This window comes from Sinimarinibacterium arenosum, from assembly GCF_005047655.1.
GTDB lineage: Bacteria > Pseudomonadota > Gammaproteobacteria > Nevskiales > Nevskiaceae > Solimonas.
Genome location: NZ_SUKF01000006.1, coordinates 1 through 14,867 on the forward strand (window position 1 = coordinate 1; position 14,867 = coordinate 14,867).

Consider the following 14,867-nt stretch of genomic DNA (forward strand, 5'->3'; position numbering starts at 1 on the left):
CAAGGCCGATCTGTTCAACTACATCGAGCGATTCCACAACCCCAGAATGCGGCGTAGAGTCGCCAAGCAGGATCAGAAGTTTTCAGCTCTTTCCAACCCGTCCGAGATCACGGGGTAGAACCCCGCCCAGGAACTGGATGGAAGAGTGATGCACTCGCCCTTTCCTGATAAGGCATTCCTTGACGCATCACCCATGACGAAAACTGCACCTACCACCCAGCCGACAGACAACAGCTGAGCGATGCCATGGCCCATGGAGACTTCAATCTTCGCAGAAGGTAAATGGGGGGCGTCACACCACTGGAACAAGTCAAAGCGGCATTCGATGAAAGCAGGACAGATGTTCATTGTCGGATCGCTGTTGCGATACCGCTCACCCTCGCGCTATCAGTCCGAGAACAGCGTACGCAACACCTCGTGAAGCTCCAAAGGAGATCAAGATGTTCTGCGTGTGCGAACACGCCCTGCAAAGCCGGCCCGATCTCGATACGACGCGTCGTGTCCTTTCGCTCATGCCTGCACCTCGTCGCCAAGGGCCTCGACCAGCGGCGCGATCCAGCGTTCGTAGCGCTTCCAGCGAGCGACAGACTTTGAGTACATCGGCTGTCGGACCTGCCAACGGCTCGGCGTCAGCACGGCCCGATCCTGCTCGTGGAAGCGCAGACACGCGTCGTTCCATGGGAGGCCGATCGCGTCGATCAACGCCCGCGCTCGGGATTCCGGATCAGCGACCAGATCTTCGTAAACACATTCGTGGAGACGCCCCGGCAACAAGGTCTGCCAGTGCCGCATCAGTCGCAGATGCTGTCGATAGAAGCGCCCGAGATCGGCGAGATCGTTCGCCCAGCGCTGCTCGAGCGCAAAGTTCTCCGCGTAAATTGATACGCAGATGTCGCGCGGATCACGGCGGCACCACACGATGCGCGCGTTCGGAAACATCAGCGCGATAAGTCCGACGTGATAGAAGTTCAGCGGCGCCTTGTCGACGCAGCGACGGCTCGCTGACGAATCACGCCGGCGCAGCGCTGCCAGGTAGTCGGCGGCCGCGGCCTTGAGCTCGGTTGCGCCGACCGCAGACAGTGCCTCCGGCCAGCGTTGGATTGAGCCAGCACGTGTCGGCATGCCGCGCGCAAGACGCGAGATGTCCTTGAGCTCCCCGTAGCCAACGGCGTCCGGATGTGCAGCGATGATCTGCTCAACCAGCGACGTGCCACTGCGCGGCATGCCCAGAACGAACACCGGCCGCTCGTCCGGATCGCCGAGTCCGGACAGGCTGGCAATCCGCTCTGGAGTGTAGGCGCCAATGGTGCGGTCGATACGATCCATCAGCAGCGCGTGGTCATAGGGTCCGACCTGTGCTCGCCGCGCGGCATTGGCGAGCTGCCAGATGGCGAATGCATCCTCGGTATCGCCCCTGGCATCGAGCGCCTTGCCCAGTCCGAATCCGACGTTTGCCCGGTCCGGCGGTGGCCGTCGGGAATCCGTAACGATGGATCGTGCGCGCGTGATCAGCGCGTCCTCGGCCTTGCCCTGGATCAGCGTCAACAGCGCCTCAAGCGCCAGCGGCCAGTCCGGTCGCAGAGCCAGCACCTGACGGAACGCCGCTTCGGCTTCCACGCGATCGCCAAGGTCCTCAAGCAGCTGCGCGCGCCCCATGTGCATCTCGGGCGAGTCGGGTACGGCTTCACAGCCGCGCCTGTAAGTCGCAAGAGATTGCGCCAGCTGGCCGCGAGCGAACTGCAGTTCCGCCAGCCCCTGGTAGCTGTCTGCCGCCTGCGGCTGCAATCCGATGATGCGCAGCCACATCGCTTCGGCCGCATCCTCGTCACCGCTGTTCGCCAGCATGCGAGCATAAGCTACCAGCGTCGGCACACGCCCCGGCTTTAGCGCCAGCGAACGCTCGAACGCCGCACTCGCCCGCGCTGGCTGGCCCAGATCCCCCAGCAGCTTGCCGAGGTTGTGCCAAACGTCGGCGTCGTCAGGACGCATCTCGGCGACTTTCTCCCACTCTGGCAGCGCGTCTGCAAGCCTGCCCGCCATCAACAGCATCAGCGCGAGGTCGGCGCGCGCATCCGGGTGCTGAGGGTCGATCGTGACCGCCTGGCGCAGAAACTCGACGGAAGAAGACGGCTGGCCCGCACGCCAGCTCACCGCTGCCAGGCCGCGATAGGCGTCGACGCTGCATGCCGGCTGGAGGCAGAGCGCCATAAACTCGCGCCGCGCCACGTCCAGCCGCCCGGCTCCGAGTTCGTCAAAGGCCTTCTGCAGGCGCTCGCGATGCTCAATCACGCTGGTCTCACTCATCTCGTTACTGCTCCTCTAGCGTCGGCGCGCACAAAGGCGCCAGCCTACTAAATGGCCGTGCTCGATGACTTCGCCAATTTCGATATCGGCAAAACCCATCGAGCGCAGCCGTTGCGCCCACCCCTCAAGAGCATCGTCGTCCAGCGCATGGGCGGCCAGCTCCGCGACTCTGAGGCGATTGCCCTGAACACTGCACATCAGCTCGTCGAGCGCTGAGGCACTCTCAGATTCGCCGCGAGTCTCCGCCACGGACAGAATCCGCATCACCTTCTCAGCGGTCTCGTGCAGCACATCGCCAAACCCGAGTTCAACCGCCCGCTCGCCCAGAGCCGCAAACACCGCGTTGAATTCGGTACGCATGCGCAGTGCTTTGCCCCCCTGGCGCGCCTCACTACCCCCAGCGAGCAGTGGCAGCATCCGTTTCGCGTGATCGAGCGGCCCACCGGACGCCAGCAGCCAGTCACAGTGTGCGTGCTCCACCTGCGCTAGCCGGAATAAGTGCGAGCCACGATGATGCATGATCGCTGCGATCGTCGCGGACGGCGCCGCCACGCGCGCCAATTCCCGCCACACTGGCTCGGACGCGAAGTATTCCAGCGCAAACTGGCTGAACAGCCAATTGATCTCGCCATCGGCAACCGGCAGCGCAGCTGCCGACGTGTTCGGGTGCACCTGCACACGTGTGCGCAAGTCCGGCTGCAGTAGGTCAAGCCATCCCGCGTCGAGCCGAGCAAGGTCGACGCCATCGATTCGTGCCGGCCAGCACTTGCGATCGGCATCGTTCAGCAGGCGGATCAGCGAGCCGTTGCCGCAGCCCAGCTCCAGTACACGTTCCTTTGCATTAATCGCGAGAAACTGCGCGCGCCAGAACGCCTGAGTCGCCGTCCCGTAGTGATCGTCGAAAGAACCTGTACACGAGTGGCGCGCACCACTCGCCCAGTACCGAGTCCATGCCTGCGCACGCGCGGAGGCGTCCTGCACGCACCCTGCTTCCTGCTCACGCATGGGAACCCTGGAAATCCGTCTGAATGAACTGACCGCCTGAAAAAAGAGGGGCCCCCGCAGGGGCCCCCGTCAAACCAACTCCCCGCAATCAGAACCGCTGGGTGTAGCGGATGTATGGCTGCCGACCGTACTGATCGTAGAGGTAATAGTTGAAATTGCGGCCGTTCGGGTCCGCACCCGCCGATCGCGCATCCGGCTCCTTATCAAAGGCGTTGATTGCACCAACCGTGAGCATGCCATTCCAAGGCGTTGAATACGTCAGCTGGAAGTCATGCGTCACATAGGTCGGAGTCTTGCCGGTGCGTTCGCCGTTCGAGTCCACCGTCTCGGCTTGATCGCCGATGATGTTGAAGTTCCAGCCCACCGAGAAGTCGGAAATCTTCCACTCGGTCGTACCTTGCGCACGAGTGTCCGGAATACCCGGATCGCCAACCAGGTCACGCCCGTTGTTCTGGGTGTAATCCAGCAGGTAGACATAACGCAGCTGCGAAGTGATGTTGCCGAGGTTGCCGAGGTTGTAACGGAAATTCGCCTCCAGATCGAGGCCACTGGTTTCGAGCGTGCCATTGTTCGCAAAGCCGAAGATGAAATCGGTGATGCGACCGGTCGGACCGCGCGTGATGACGAAGGCCGACGGCACCGGATCACCCACGCGAATCGCGTCAAGAATCTCCTGCGGCGTGAACTGATCGATGACGCCATCGATCTTGATGTTGTAGTAGTCCAGCGAGAAGTCGAACCACTTGGCCACATCGTAGGCGAAGCCCACCGAGTACTGCGTAGAATCCTCAGCGTCCAGATCCGGATTGGAAATCGACGTGGCATTGATCTGCACCGACTGAACGTCGCCATCTGCATTGAAGCAGGTATTCCGCGTCGCGTCCCAGATATATCCGCCGATTTCGCAACTCGGCTGGTCGTTGGTGATGGACTCAGCTGAGAAAGCCGGCTTCGCGCTCAGAATGTCCAGAGTCGGCGCGCGGAAGCCCTCACTCCAGGACGCCCGAAGCGTTAACGGCGCGATTGGCTGATAACGCACACTCAGCTTTGGCGAAGTAGCCGTGCCGAAATCGGAGTAGTTGTCGTAGCGAAGTGCGGCAGTGAACTCCAAGTTGTCGAGTACGGGGAACAGCGCCTCGCCGAAGTAAGCGCGCACACGCCGTTCCAGGCCGGACGAGTTGCCGGCCGAGCCGCCGATCTGGCCAGCCTCCGACGCCGCGTCGTAGAGGTCCGAGTAATCCTCCTCACGGTATTCCCAGCCCAACAGGAGCCTGGCATCGCCACCCGGCAGCGCAAACATCGAACGCTGCACATCGGCGAAGGCTTCGCGTGTTACCCATGTCGACTCACGCGCAGTGGTGGCCTTGAATGCCGCCGCGGCATCGGGCGTCGCGTTCGGATCGCGGAAGTCGTAGCTGCCATCGTCGAGGCCCGCTTGCGCGGTCGGCCGCAGCAGGAAGAAGCGTCCGAACTCGTAGTACTTGTACTCGTTGTAGCGCGCACCGATGGTCGCGTCGGCGAAACCAAAGAGGCTGCCCGAGAAGACACCGCTAATGTCATAGACATTGGCGTCAGTGCTCGTATCGCGGGTTCCGATCGAGGCGAATCGATGGTAGAGGTAGGTCGCGTAAAGTTCTTCGTCCGGGATGCCGACCTGACCGTTATTGGCGCCAAATAGAGGAACGATGTCCTCGTTCTGATAGAACGGATTGTCAGCCGGGATCGTCAGTGCAGTGTCGTTCAGCGGCGGTGCATAGCGCCCGAATGACTTCGCACGATTGATGCTGGCATTGACCGTCACGCCCCAGGTATCGGAAATCTCATAGGTGCCCTTGGCAAACAAGCCCTGATTCGCAGTCCCGGCTTCGTCAGCAGACACTAGCGTGAAATCGTAGCCGCACAGACCTGAAGGGGTGATGTAGTAGGCGGGATCCGTATTCGGACAGCCACCCGGCACGGCCGCGTACACGTATTCGTCGCCGGAAGCCGCATCGGTCGGATCGAACACACCGTCACGATTGGCATCGCGCAGAATGATGAGGTTGTTCGAGAAGAAGCTCGCACCCGGAGTGTTGTACAGGCTGTCACGCGCGAAGATGATGTCGCGCGTGAAGTAGGACGCACCCATCACCAGGTTGCCCTTCTCGCCGTTGATGCCGATCGTGATCGAGCTCTGCTCGACGTCACCGCCCGTCCGCGCAGTCGTCTGCTTCTGGCCGCTGATCTCTACGCCCTGAAAATCCTTGCGCGTAATGATATTGATGACGCCGCCAATGGCGTCGGCGCCGTAGATAGCCGAGGCGCCGTCCTTCAGCACTTCGATGCGCTCGACGGCAGCGATCGGCACAGCATTGAGATCCTGCGCCGTCGGCGCGAATGGCGCTTTCGGTGCACGACGTCCGTCGATCAGCACCAGCGTACGCTCGGAGCCGAGGCCACGCAGATCAACCGCAACCAGCGACTGGGCAGAGCTGCCCGATTGCGCGCGAAACGCACCGGCCGAGTTGAACACCGTGTTGCGCAACAGCTCGCCAACCGAGGTGAAGCCGCTGGCTTCGATGTCTGCGCGGTCGATGACGGAAACCGGAAGCGCCCCCTCGACGTTGGCTCGCGTCAAGCGCGAACCAGTGACCTCAATGGTGTCCAGCTTGGCGCTGTCCCCTTCCTTCGCTTCTTCCTGTGCAAACACAGCGCCAGACGAAAAGCTGCTCGCAACGACGGCCGCGATCGCGGTGCGGAGGAACACATCCCCTGACCGCTTGCGCTTCGACGAAATTTCCATCAGTTCACTCCCATGAGAACTTAAATGGCCCGCCCGCACGAAACCGGAAGGATTCATGCGCACGGCATCCCTGAACTAAACGACTTTTCGAGCCTAGACCTCGCCTGCGAGCGACGTCAACAATTTGTAACAAATTGGGTGAAACCCCCTATCAGCATTTGTGCAGCGCAGCAGGAAAGGCTGCAGAAATGCCTGGGGAAAATACCCATGTTTGTCAGCATTCGCTCTCACGTCTTCGACTAAGGTCGAATTGCTCAGATCATTAGTCTTGGGAGTGAAAAATCGAAAACATCAGCTCGACGCAAAGAATAGGCATCTGCCAATCGGCATCAAGGCAGGCAGGGCCGATTGTGCTGCGACGTCATACCTGTCGACCGAGCAGGAGCAGGCGGATTCAGACAGCGAAAGTGTCTGAACGCGAAGTCATGGCGCAACCCAAGGTCTGTCCTTCCAGAACAGACGCCGCAGCTGGACGCCGGTCAGAATGATTCGTAGCGTTTGCCCCTTGCCGGGCAAGCATTGCAGTTGCAATCCATCGCAACTGCAATGCTAACCAGGGGCTGACAAAAAGCTCGGCCCAGCCTTGCGAGGTTTGACGCATTCGCGGGGGCAATCAAGCATGCACCGTCTCGGAAAGACGGAGGGTGATTTGGTGCCGGCACCAAGGTTCGAACTCGGGACCCCCTGATTACAAATCAGGTGCTCTACCAACTGAGCTATGCCGGCGCGGCCGCGATTGTAGCCGACCCACAAGGAGATGGGGCAATGCCCGGACCACAACCCGTCTGACAGCTACGGCGACGTTGAACGCTCGAGCCAGTCCAAGTATCTCATCGCCTGCTCTCGCGTGTCGCCACACATGGATACGCGGGGCTGCAGGTCTCCGCAGACTTTCGGGCGTCGGGGATCACCGAACAGTTCGCATTGAAAATCGGCGTTCAGGTGGACACAGCGGATCCCGGCAGGCTTGCCTTCGGGCATGCCCGGCATTGGGGACGAAATCGAGGGCGCGATGCAGCAGGCACCGCATCCCGACCGGCAAATCACAGGCCAGACTCCGAACGCGCGCAGAATCCTGCCGTGTCACGACAGCCGTGACCTGACCGCCCGGATTCGTTTAGCCTTGTGGGTCTTGCGCAGCCCATCCCCCCGGCTTTTGAGAATTTGATTGGCATGAATCGTATTTTGAAGGATCTGGTCAGCCTGCTCGACCTCGAGACGCTCGAGGTCAATCTGTTTCGCGGCCAATCCCGTGATTTGGGAGGCAAAAGCGTTTTCGGCGGACAGGTCATCGGTCAAGCCCTGGTTGCTGCCGGTCGCACGGTCGAGAAAGCGTGCCCGCATTCGCTGCACGCATATTTTCTGCGACCGGGAGACATGAATCACCCGATCGTCTACGAGGTCGACCGTGTTCGTGACGGCCGCACCTTCACCACCCGCCGGATCCAGGCAGTTCAGCACGGCCATCCGATTCTGACCATGATTGTCTCGTTCCAGCGCGCCGAGGCGGGTCTGGAACATCAGCCTCAGATGCCGGAGGTTACGCCGCCGGAAAAGCTGGCGAGCTCGCGCGATCTGCACGATGAATGGCTGCATGCCGCCCCCGACGCACCAGATCGAATCTTCCACGCATTGACGCGCGAGATGGCAATCGAGTTCAAGCCGGTCGACCCGTGGAACCCGCTAGCCCCGACAGTGCGCCCCCCACAGCAGAACATCTGGTTCCGCGCTGCCGGCAAACTGCCGGATGACCCTGGCCTGCATCGCTGCGTCCTGGCCTACGCCTCAGACTTCAATCTGCTGTCGACAGCCCTGCGTCCCCATGGAAAATCCTGGTTTGCGGACGACATGAAGGTTGCCAGCATTGACCACGCCTTGTGGTTCCATCGTGATCTGCGTGTGGACGACTGGCTGCTCTACAGCATGGACTCCCCCACGTCGCAAGGTGGGCGCGGCTTGTCCCGCGGGCAGATATTTGACCGCTCAGGGCGTCTGGTCGCCAGTGTGGCGCAGGAAAGCCTGATGCGCTGCGTCGACATGACACTACCGGCCTCCGGTGACACCCCTTCCGATTCAGACGACCACTAATCCCCATGCGCAGACTGCTTTCTGTTGCCCTTGTCCTGACGCTGCTGGTGGGCGGCGGCTTTACTGCATTTGACCACCTTGCGCCTCAGGAAAGCGCCCAGCTCGCGGCGGAGCTGGAGCACGCCCTATCCAAGCTGGAACGCAAGAGCGTCATGGTTGATGGCCTTGAGGTCGTCTATCTGGAGGGCGGCAGCGGCGAGCCCTTGGTGCTGATTCACGGCTTTGGCGCCGACAAGGACAACTTCACTCGCGTCGCTCGCGGACTGACCTCGCATTACCGCGTCATCATTCCGGATCTTCCTGGATTTGGCGAAAGCAGCCGTCCGGTTGCCTCAAGCTTTCACATTCCTGACCAAAGCGAACGTGTGCACCGCTTCGTTGCCGCGCTGGGCATTAACACCGCCCACTTCGGCGGCAGTTCGATGGGAGGCTGGATCATCGCCGACTATGCCGCTCGCTATCCGTTGCAGACCCTCAGTCTTTGGCTGCTGGCACCCGGCGGTGTTCGTGGCGCTGACCCCAGCCCGATGCAGAAAGCCTATACCGTCACTGGCGTGTCGCCACTGATTGCGCAGTCTCCGGACGACTTCGAGCGCATCATCAATCTGGTCATGGCCGATCCGCCGTACATGCCGTACAGCATCAAGCGCGTACTCGGTGTTCGAGCGGCCCAGGACGCCAAACTGCATACCGAAATCTTTGAACAGATCGTCAAGGACGAACCCCTGGAGCAAATCGCCACGCACATCACTGCGCCGTCACTGATCGTCTGGGGCCAGCAGGATCAGGTACTGGACGTCAGCGGCGCCTACATCCTGCAGCGAGCACTCAAGGACTCACAGCTGATCGTGATGCCCGATACCGGTCACCTGCCGATGCTGGAAAAACCCAAGCAGGCCGCCGCCGACTACCTGGACTTTCGAACGTCGCTTGCTGCCACTCCTTAACCTGCTTGAGACGCCGCCCTATGCGCGGCTCTGAAGCTGGCTGTGCGCTGTGCTGCCGGATTGCCTGTCACGGCGATGCCGCTGGCGACGCACGGAATTCACGCGGCGCGGCACCCGTCCATTGCCGGAACGCCCGAGTGAAACTGCTGGCATCTGAAAACCCGAGCAGATAGGCAATTTCGCCGATGCTCATCTGCGGATCACGCAGGTAACTTTCGGCCAGTTGCTGCCGGGTATCCCGCAACAGATCGCTGAAGCTCACGTCCAGCTCTGCCAGGCGCCGCTGCAGGCTGCGCTCGGACAGATGCAGTTGCCGGGCCACATGATCCGCACGCGCCTCACCCCGCGGCATCAGCGTGGTCAACGCCGTTCTCACACGCGTCACCAGATCATCGCGCTGCAGACGCGCCAGATAACGCTGCACGATCTCATCATTGTGCCGGGCCAGCTCCGGGTTGGCGCCCTCGAGCGGGCGCTCGAACGCGGCGGCATCGAAATACACGGCGTTCTCGTCCGCCTCGAACTGCAGCGGCGCGCGGAACAGCTTCTCAAAGGCTGCCCGATTGCGCGGCGCGGCGCGGCGCAGCCGCACCAGGCTCGGATTGAACTCGCGTCGGTAAAGACCGCGGCACAGGCGCACCATCAGCGCCATGAAGGCATCGATGGATTCGTCAGCCGGCGCCGCCTCACCCTCCGGCACCCGGATGGCGAATCGATAGCCGCGCTCATGCGCCGCGAACTCCAGATCAGCGCCGTCGCTCACGACGCGGAAATAGCGCAGCACGCGCTCGAACGTCTCGCGCAAAGTGGTGCTGGCGCTCAGCGCATACCCCAGCGCGTGAAAGGTCGTCGCACCGACATTGCGCGCCACCGTCAAGCCGAAGGCGTCGTCACCGGTCGCGTCCACCGCCAGCCGCCACAGCCGTGCCGTTGCCGCAACCGGATAGCGCGCATTGGGATCATCCAGCGCCGCAAGATCCAGGCCCGCCCGTGCAAACAGTGCCGCGGCGTCCACCTGCGCAGCCTCCAGACTGCGCCGGATCGTGCGGGCCCAACTGGTCAGCGCGGTCGCGGTGTGTGTCGTCATCGGTCAAATGCTTGGCGGCTGTTGTCGGGTTTTTCTGGCGCCACCCCCGTAACTTACCGCAGATCGAATGCCATTCCATCGGAGTCCGCAGTGAATCAGGGAACAGCACCCACCATCCCCGCCAGCGACGAGGCGAAAACCGCGCAGATCAAGGCCGTCGTCACCGCCGCCGGTGTGCAGCTGCGGCAGCGCCACCCATGGCTGCTGCACCAGGACGCGATCGGCATGGGCATCCTGCTGATTTCGCTCGCCGGCATGATCGGCACTGCCGCGCTGTATGCGCAGGGTCTGATCGCGTGGTGGCTGTGCATCCCGCTGGTTGCGGTGTTTGCCTCGTTCACGCACGAGCTGGAGCACGACCTGATTCACTGGATGTACTTCCGCAAGCAGCCGTTCTGGCATCACACGATGATGACGCTGGTGTGGCTGGCGCGCCCGAGCACGATCAATCCCTGGATCCGCCGCCGCCTGCACTTCCGCCACCACAAGCATTCCGGCACCGAGCATGACATCGAGGAACAGGGCATCACCAATGGCCAGCGCTGGGGCCTGCGCCGGCTGCTGATGCTGGCGGATGCCAGCGCCGCAATCCTGTTCCGCCTGCCGCAGGCGCACAGCTGGAAGCGTCGCGCGTTTCTGCTGCTGGGCGGTCTGGCCGCCTACTTCCCGCTGGGCTGGCTGCATTGGGGACTGTGGTACACCTTCCTCGGCGTTCACGGCGCCAACGCCATTGCCGCGCTGAACGGCAGTCCGATCGCCTGGTCAGCCGGACTGCTGCAGGCACTGCCGCTGATTGATCTTCTGGTCGTGGTCTGGATCGCGCCCAATGTCCTACGCAGCTTCTGCCTGCATTTCGTCAGCTCCAACATGCACTACTACGGTGACATCGAGGATGGCAACGTTATCCAGCAGACCCAGGTGCTCAATCCCTGGTGGCTGTGGCCGGCGCAGCTGTTCTGCTTCAACTTCGGTTCGACCCATGCGATCCACCACTTCGTGGTCAAGGAGCCGTTCTACATCCGCCAATGGACCGCTCCGGCCGCCCATCGCGTGATGCGCGAGATGGGCGTACGCTTTAACGACGTGGCCAGCTTTGCCCGCGCCAATCGCTGGCAGGCTGAGCCAGAGGTTTCTACACAAACCGTTGCCGCATGAACCGCGTCGACACTTCAATTCGTGACTGAGTACACCGCATGAAGAAGCATGGCAGCGAATGGCAGCAGTGGCGCGGCACCGTGCAGCTGGCCGGCGAGGGATTCGACGAAATCACCTCCCGCGTCCATGAGTTCCACCGTGCGATCTCGGATATTCCGTTCAGGAGCCTCGCGCCCATCCCCGCGGTGAACGCAGGCGCTGCGACCACACGCGTGGTCCACGATACCGTCACCGACGGGGTCTACACCGCGGTCCGCCTCGTCGGCAAAGCCGTATTCCAGACCGCCGCGGTCGTCATGCGCGAAAGTGAGCCGCTGGTGACCCGGCGCGCCGCGGTTCCGCATCGCGTGCGGGACGATCTGGTCTCGGCCGCCAGCGGACTCGTCGGTGACCACATGGCGCGCAGTCGCAATCCGCTGACGCCGCGCCTCGGCTTTCGTCATCGCGGCGCCCCGCTGCCGCTGCAGCGCGACGCCCTGGCCGCCGCGTATCCCCAGGCCCGATCCCACGTCGTCGTGTTTGCACATGGTCTCTGCTGCAACGAAAACAGCTGGCGGCTGTATGTCCGTGAGGGCGATGAGCAGAGCCGCCCCTACGGTGAACGACTCGAAGCGGATCTCGAAGCCAGCACCCTGTATCTGCGCTACAACAGCGGGCAACGCATCGCCGACAACGGCCGCGCGCTGGCGCGCCAGCTGCAGCGACTGAACGCGCAGTGGCCGGTGCCGATCGAACGCATCACCCTGATCGGGCACAGCATGGGCGGGCTGGTAGTCCGCGCCGCAGCCGCCGAAGGCCACGCCCGTCACGCACCCTGGGCCGACAAGGTGCAGCAGGTGATCTGTCTCGGCTCGCCGCACCTGGGCGCGCCCCTGGAAAAACTGGTCCACGCCGGCATTCCGCTGCTGCACCGCTTCAGTCTGTCGCGTCCCCTGGCGCGCGTACTCGATGTGCGCTCGGTCGGCATCCGCGACCTGCGCCACGGCAGCGTCCACCCGCGCGACCGCCACGCGCTGGCTGCCGGGGAGACCGCCGAACTGCCGGCCCGCATCGCGCGCCTGCCGCAGGCGCGTTACCACTTCATCGGCAGCACCCTGGGCGGCAGCGAGACGGACCCGGTCAGCCAGGTCATCGGAGACGGACTGGTATTGCTGCCCAGCGCCAAGGCCCACCATCTGGCCGACGCCGATACCGCGACGCTGTTCCGCATGAGCCACATGCGCCTGCTGAATCACCCGCTGGTCTACGCCCACCTGCTCGACGCCCTCCAGCTGCACTGACCTCTTCGGGCGACGCCCGGTCGCGGCAACTGCCAGGCCGGGCTTCTTTCGAGGTCAGAATTAGACACTTGTCTAGTTTCTGACACTATGTCAGAGTCACCGCCCATGGAACGCAGTCAACAACGTCGGCACGAGGAGAAGGAGCAGCGTCGGGAAGCCATCATCGACGCGGCCGAGCAGGTCCTTGCGACCTCGGATTTCGATTCGGCACGCATGGAAGAGGTCGCCAAGGTCGCGCGCGTCTCGCGCGCACTGGTCTACCTGTACTTCAAGAACAAGCAGGAACTGGATCTGGCGATCTGCGTGCGCGCACTGCGCGCGCTGCGCCAGCATTTCGTCGACAGCGCGGCCCGACACGCCACCGGATACGCCAAGGTCGCATCGCTGGGTCACACCTATATCCAGTTCGCGAAGGATTTTCCGGTCTACTTCGCCGTGCTCTCGCGGTTCGAAAGTCACCCGTTCGACACACTGGAGCCGAGTTCAACCGAGCTCGCCGTCTTCGAAGCCGGCAGTGCCGTGCACGCCGTGACCGTGGAGTGCCTGCAGATCGGCATGCGCGACGGCAGTATCCGTGCGGATCTGGAGCAACCGCTGTCTGCCGCACTGAGTCTGTGGGCCTTCGTCCATGGCCTGATCCAGATCGCGCACAACAAGCAGCACTTTCTGGAACAGGTCGGGATTCCGCCGACGCAGTACACCGACTATGCGATCGACCTGGTCATGCGCGGTCTGCGACCTGTCGCTGGCACCCGCGCCCCGTCCGACGCCTGAATCGCCGATGCCCGCCATGACATTTATTCGAACCCGTTCCCGCGCTGCAGTCCTGGTGATGCTGTCTGTAGCGCTGCCGTCGGTCGCAGGTGCGGACGACGTGCTGCTCGCCCGCTACCTGGATCAGGCGCTGACCGAAAACCCCGCCCTGCAGGCGCAGGATCAGGCGGTCGCCAGCCGCGGCTACGCCGCCGACAGCGCTGACGCCCAGCGCCTGCCGAGCCTGTCACTGAATGCGCGCTACACCCGTGCCGAAGGCGGACGGACGATCGACTTCCCGGCCGGCGATCTGCTCAACGGCGTCTACGCCACGCTCAACCGTTACCTCGAGGAGCACGGCGAGGCGCCGCAGTTTCCGCAGATCGACAACCAGTCGATCGCGCTGCTGCGCCGGAAGGAACAGGAAACCAAGCTGTCGCTGACCGCACCGTTGTTCGCACCGCAACTGTGGGCGCAGGCCGATGCCCAGCACGCGCTGCTCGGCGCCGGCCTTGCCGAACGCGAGGCATTCGCCCGCGTGCTGGTGCGGGAGCTCAAGCGCGCCTACTACGGCGCCGCGCAGGCACAGGCTGCGGTCGAAATTCTGGAATCCAGCGAGCGCCTGCTGGCCGAGAACGTGCGTGTGTCCGAAGCGCTGGTGCGCGCCGGCAAGGCCACGCGCGACCGCGTGCTGCGCGCCGAAGCCGAGCGCCTCGCCATCGTGCAGCGGCTCGACGCCGCACGCGACCAGGCCGCGCGCGCGCGGCGCCTGCTGAACCTGCTGCGCGGGCAGACCACGGAGACGCCCGTCGAAGTCCCGTCTCCGGAGCAGCTCAGCGCGCCGACGCTCGCCCAGCCCAAATCACAGACCCGCCCACAGACCCGCCCGGAACTGCGTCAGATCGATCACTCGATCGACGCTGCAGACGCCGCCGCGCGGGCCGCTGGCGCATCGAAATTGCCGACCGTGGCCCTGGCTGCGGACTACGGCGTCCAGGGCGAGGATTACGGCTTCGGCCGCGACGACGACTTCGGCACCGCCTCGCTGGTGCTGAGCTGGAACCTGTGGGATTTCGGCGCCCGTGGCGACGACCGCCGCCGCGCCCGCGCCGACGCCGAGCAACTGCGCGCACAACGCATCGACGCCGAGCGCCGGCTCGATCTGGCGCGCCGCAGTGCCGCCGACGATCTGGCCACGGCCACACGTGCGATCGACGCTGCGCAGGCGCGCGTCGTGGCCGCCGAGGAAGTGTTTCGCATCGCCGAGCGCAAGCGCGCCGTGGCGAGCCTGTCACAGGTTGAATTTCTCGATGCCGAGCGTGCACTGACCGAGGCCCGGCTGAATCTCGCGGTGGCGCGCTGCACCGCGCAGGACCGCGCGGCAGAACTGGAACTGGCCACCGCCAGCTATGCCCTGCCCGCGCGGCTGAACGACCACCGCGCCACCGGCACGGCGACGGAGTGAA

General features: G+C 63.4%; 11 protein-coding genes and 1 tRNA gene. 6 read left to right on the plus strand and 6 right to left on the minus strand.

Going from position 1 to position 14,867, the window contains the following annotated elements:
* Positions 1-510: 510 nt before the first annotated feature.
* From E4T66_RS12815 to E4T66_RS12835, 5 genes are all read right to left on the minus strand, one after another.
* Positions 511-2,304, minus strand: a complete 1,794-nt coding sequence (locus E4T66_RS12815; protein WP_136849453.1) for a tetratricopeptide repeat-containing sulfotransferase family protein — start codon at positions 2,302-2,304, stop codon at positions 511-513.
* Positions 2,305-2,319: 15 nt separating this feature from the next.
* Complete coding sequence (locus tag E4T66_RS12820; protein WP_136849454.1) at positions 2,320-3,309, minus strand: class I SAM-dependent methyltransferase; 990 nt, start codon at positions 3,307-3,309, stop codon at positions 2,320-2,322.
* An 88-nt stretch (positions 3,310-3,397) separates the two neighbouring features.
* Complete coding sequence (locus tag E4T66_RS12825) at positions 3,398-6,091, minus strand: TonB-dependent receptor plug domain-containing protein (protein WP_169577612.1); 2,694 nt, start codon at positions 6,089-6,091, stop codon at positions 3,398-3,400.
* Positions 6,092-6,741: 650 nt separating this feature from the next.
* Positions 6,742-6,817 (minus strand) — tRNA-Thr (locus tag E4T66_RS12830).
* A gap of 66 nt (positions 6,818-6,883) precedes the next feature.
* Complete coding sequence (locus E4T66_RS12835) at positions 6,884-7,138, minus strand: YkgJ family cysteine cluster protein (protein WP_136849456.1); 255 nt, start codon at positions 7,136-7,138, stop codon at positions 6,884-6,886.
* Positions 7,139-7,264: 126 nt separating this feature from the next.
* Between E4T66_RS12835 and tesB the strand changes: the two genes are divergently transcribed.
* Together tesB and E4T66_RS12845 are read left to right on the plus strand one after the other, a co-directional pair.
* Complete coding sequence (tesB, locus tag E4T66_RS12840; protein ID WP_136849457.1) at positions 7,265-8,179, plus strand: acyl-CoA thioesterase II; 915 nt, start codon at positions 7,265-7,267, stop codon at positions 8,177-8,179.
* A 5-nt stretch (positions 8,180-8,184) separates the two neighbouring features.
* Positions 8,185-9,126, plus strand: a complete 942-nt coding sequence (locus tag E4T66_RS12845) for an alpha/beta fold hydrolase (protein WP_136849458.1) — start codon at positions 8,185-8,187, stop codon at positions 9,124-9,126.
* A 67-nt stretch (positions 9,127-9,193) separates the two neighbouring features.
* Here E4T66_RS12845 and E4T66_RS12850 read toward each other — a convergent pair whose 3' ends face one another.
* A complete protein-coding gene (locus tag E4T66_RS12850; protein WP_136849459.1) occupies positions 9,194-10,213 on the minus strand; it encodes an AraC family transcriptional regulator in 1,020 nt (339 codons plus the stop codon).
* A 90-nt stretch (positions 10,214-10,303) separates the two neighbouring features.
* Between E4T66_RS12850 and E4T66_RS12855 the strand changes: the two genes are divergently transcribed.
* The 4 genes from E4T66_RS12855 (at position 10,304) to E4T66_RS12870 (ending at position 14,866) form a co-directional block, all read left to right on the plus strand.
* Positions 10,304-11,368: a fatty acid desaturase gene (locus E4T66_RS12855; protein WP_136849460.1), complete on the plus strand. Its 1,065-nt coding sequence runs from the start codon at positions 10,304-10,306 to the stop codon at positions 11,366-11,368.
* A gap of 38 nt (positions 11,369-11,406) precedes the next feature.
* The gene (locus E4T66_RS12860) at positions 11,407-12,648 is read left to right on the plus strand and encodes an esterase/lipase family protein (RefSeq protein ID WP_136849461.1); all 1,242 of its coding nucleotides are present in this window, start codon (positions 11,407-11,409) and stop codon (positions 12,646-12,648) included.
* A gap of 105 nt (positions 12,649-12,753) precedes the next feature.
* A complete protein-coding gene (locus E4T66_RS12865; protein WP_248679683.1) occupies positions 12,754-13,422 on the plus strand; it encodes a TetR/AcrR family transcriptional regulator in 669 nt (222 codons plus the stop codon).
* 16 nt (positions 13,423-13,438) lie between these two features.
* On the plus strand, positions 13,439-14,866 hold the full coding sequence (locus tag E4T66_RS12870; RefSeq protein ID WP_169577613.1) for a TolC family protein: 1,428 nt from the start codon (positions 13,439-13,441) through the stop codon (positions 14,864-14,866).
* Position 14,867 lies beyond the last annotated feature (1 nt).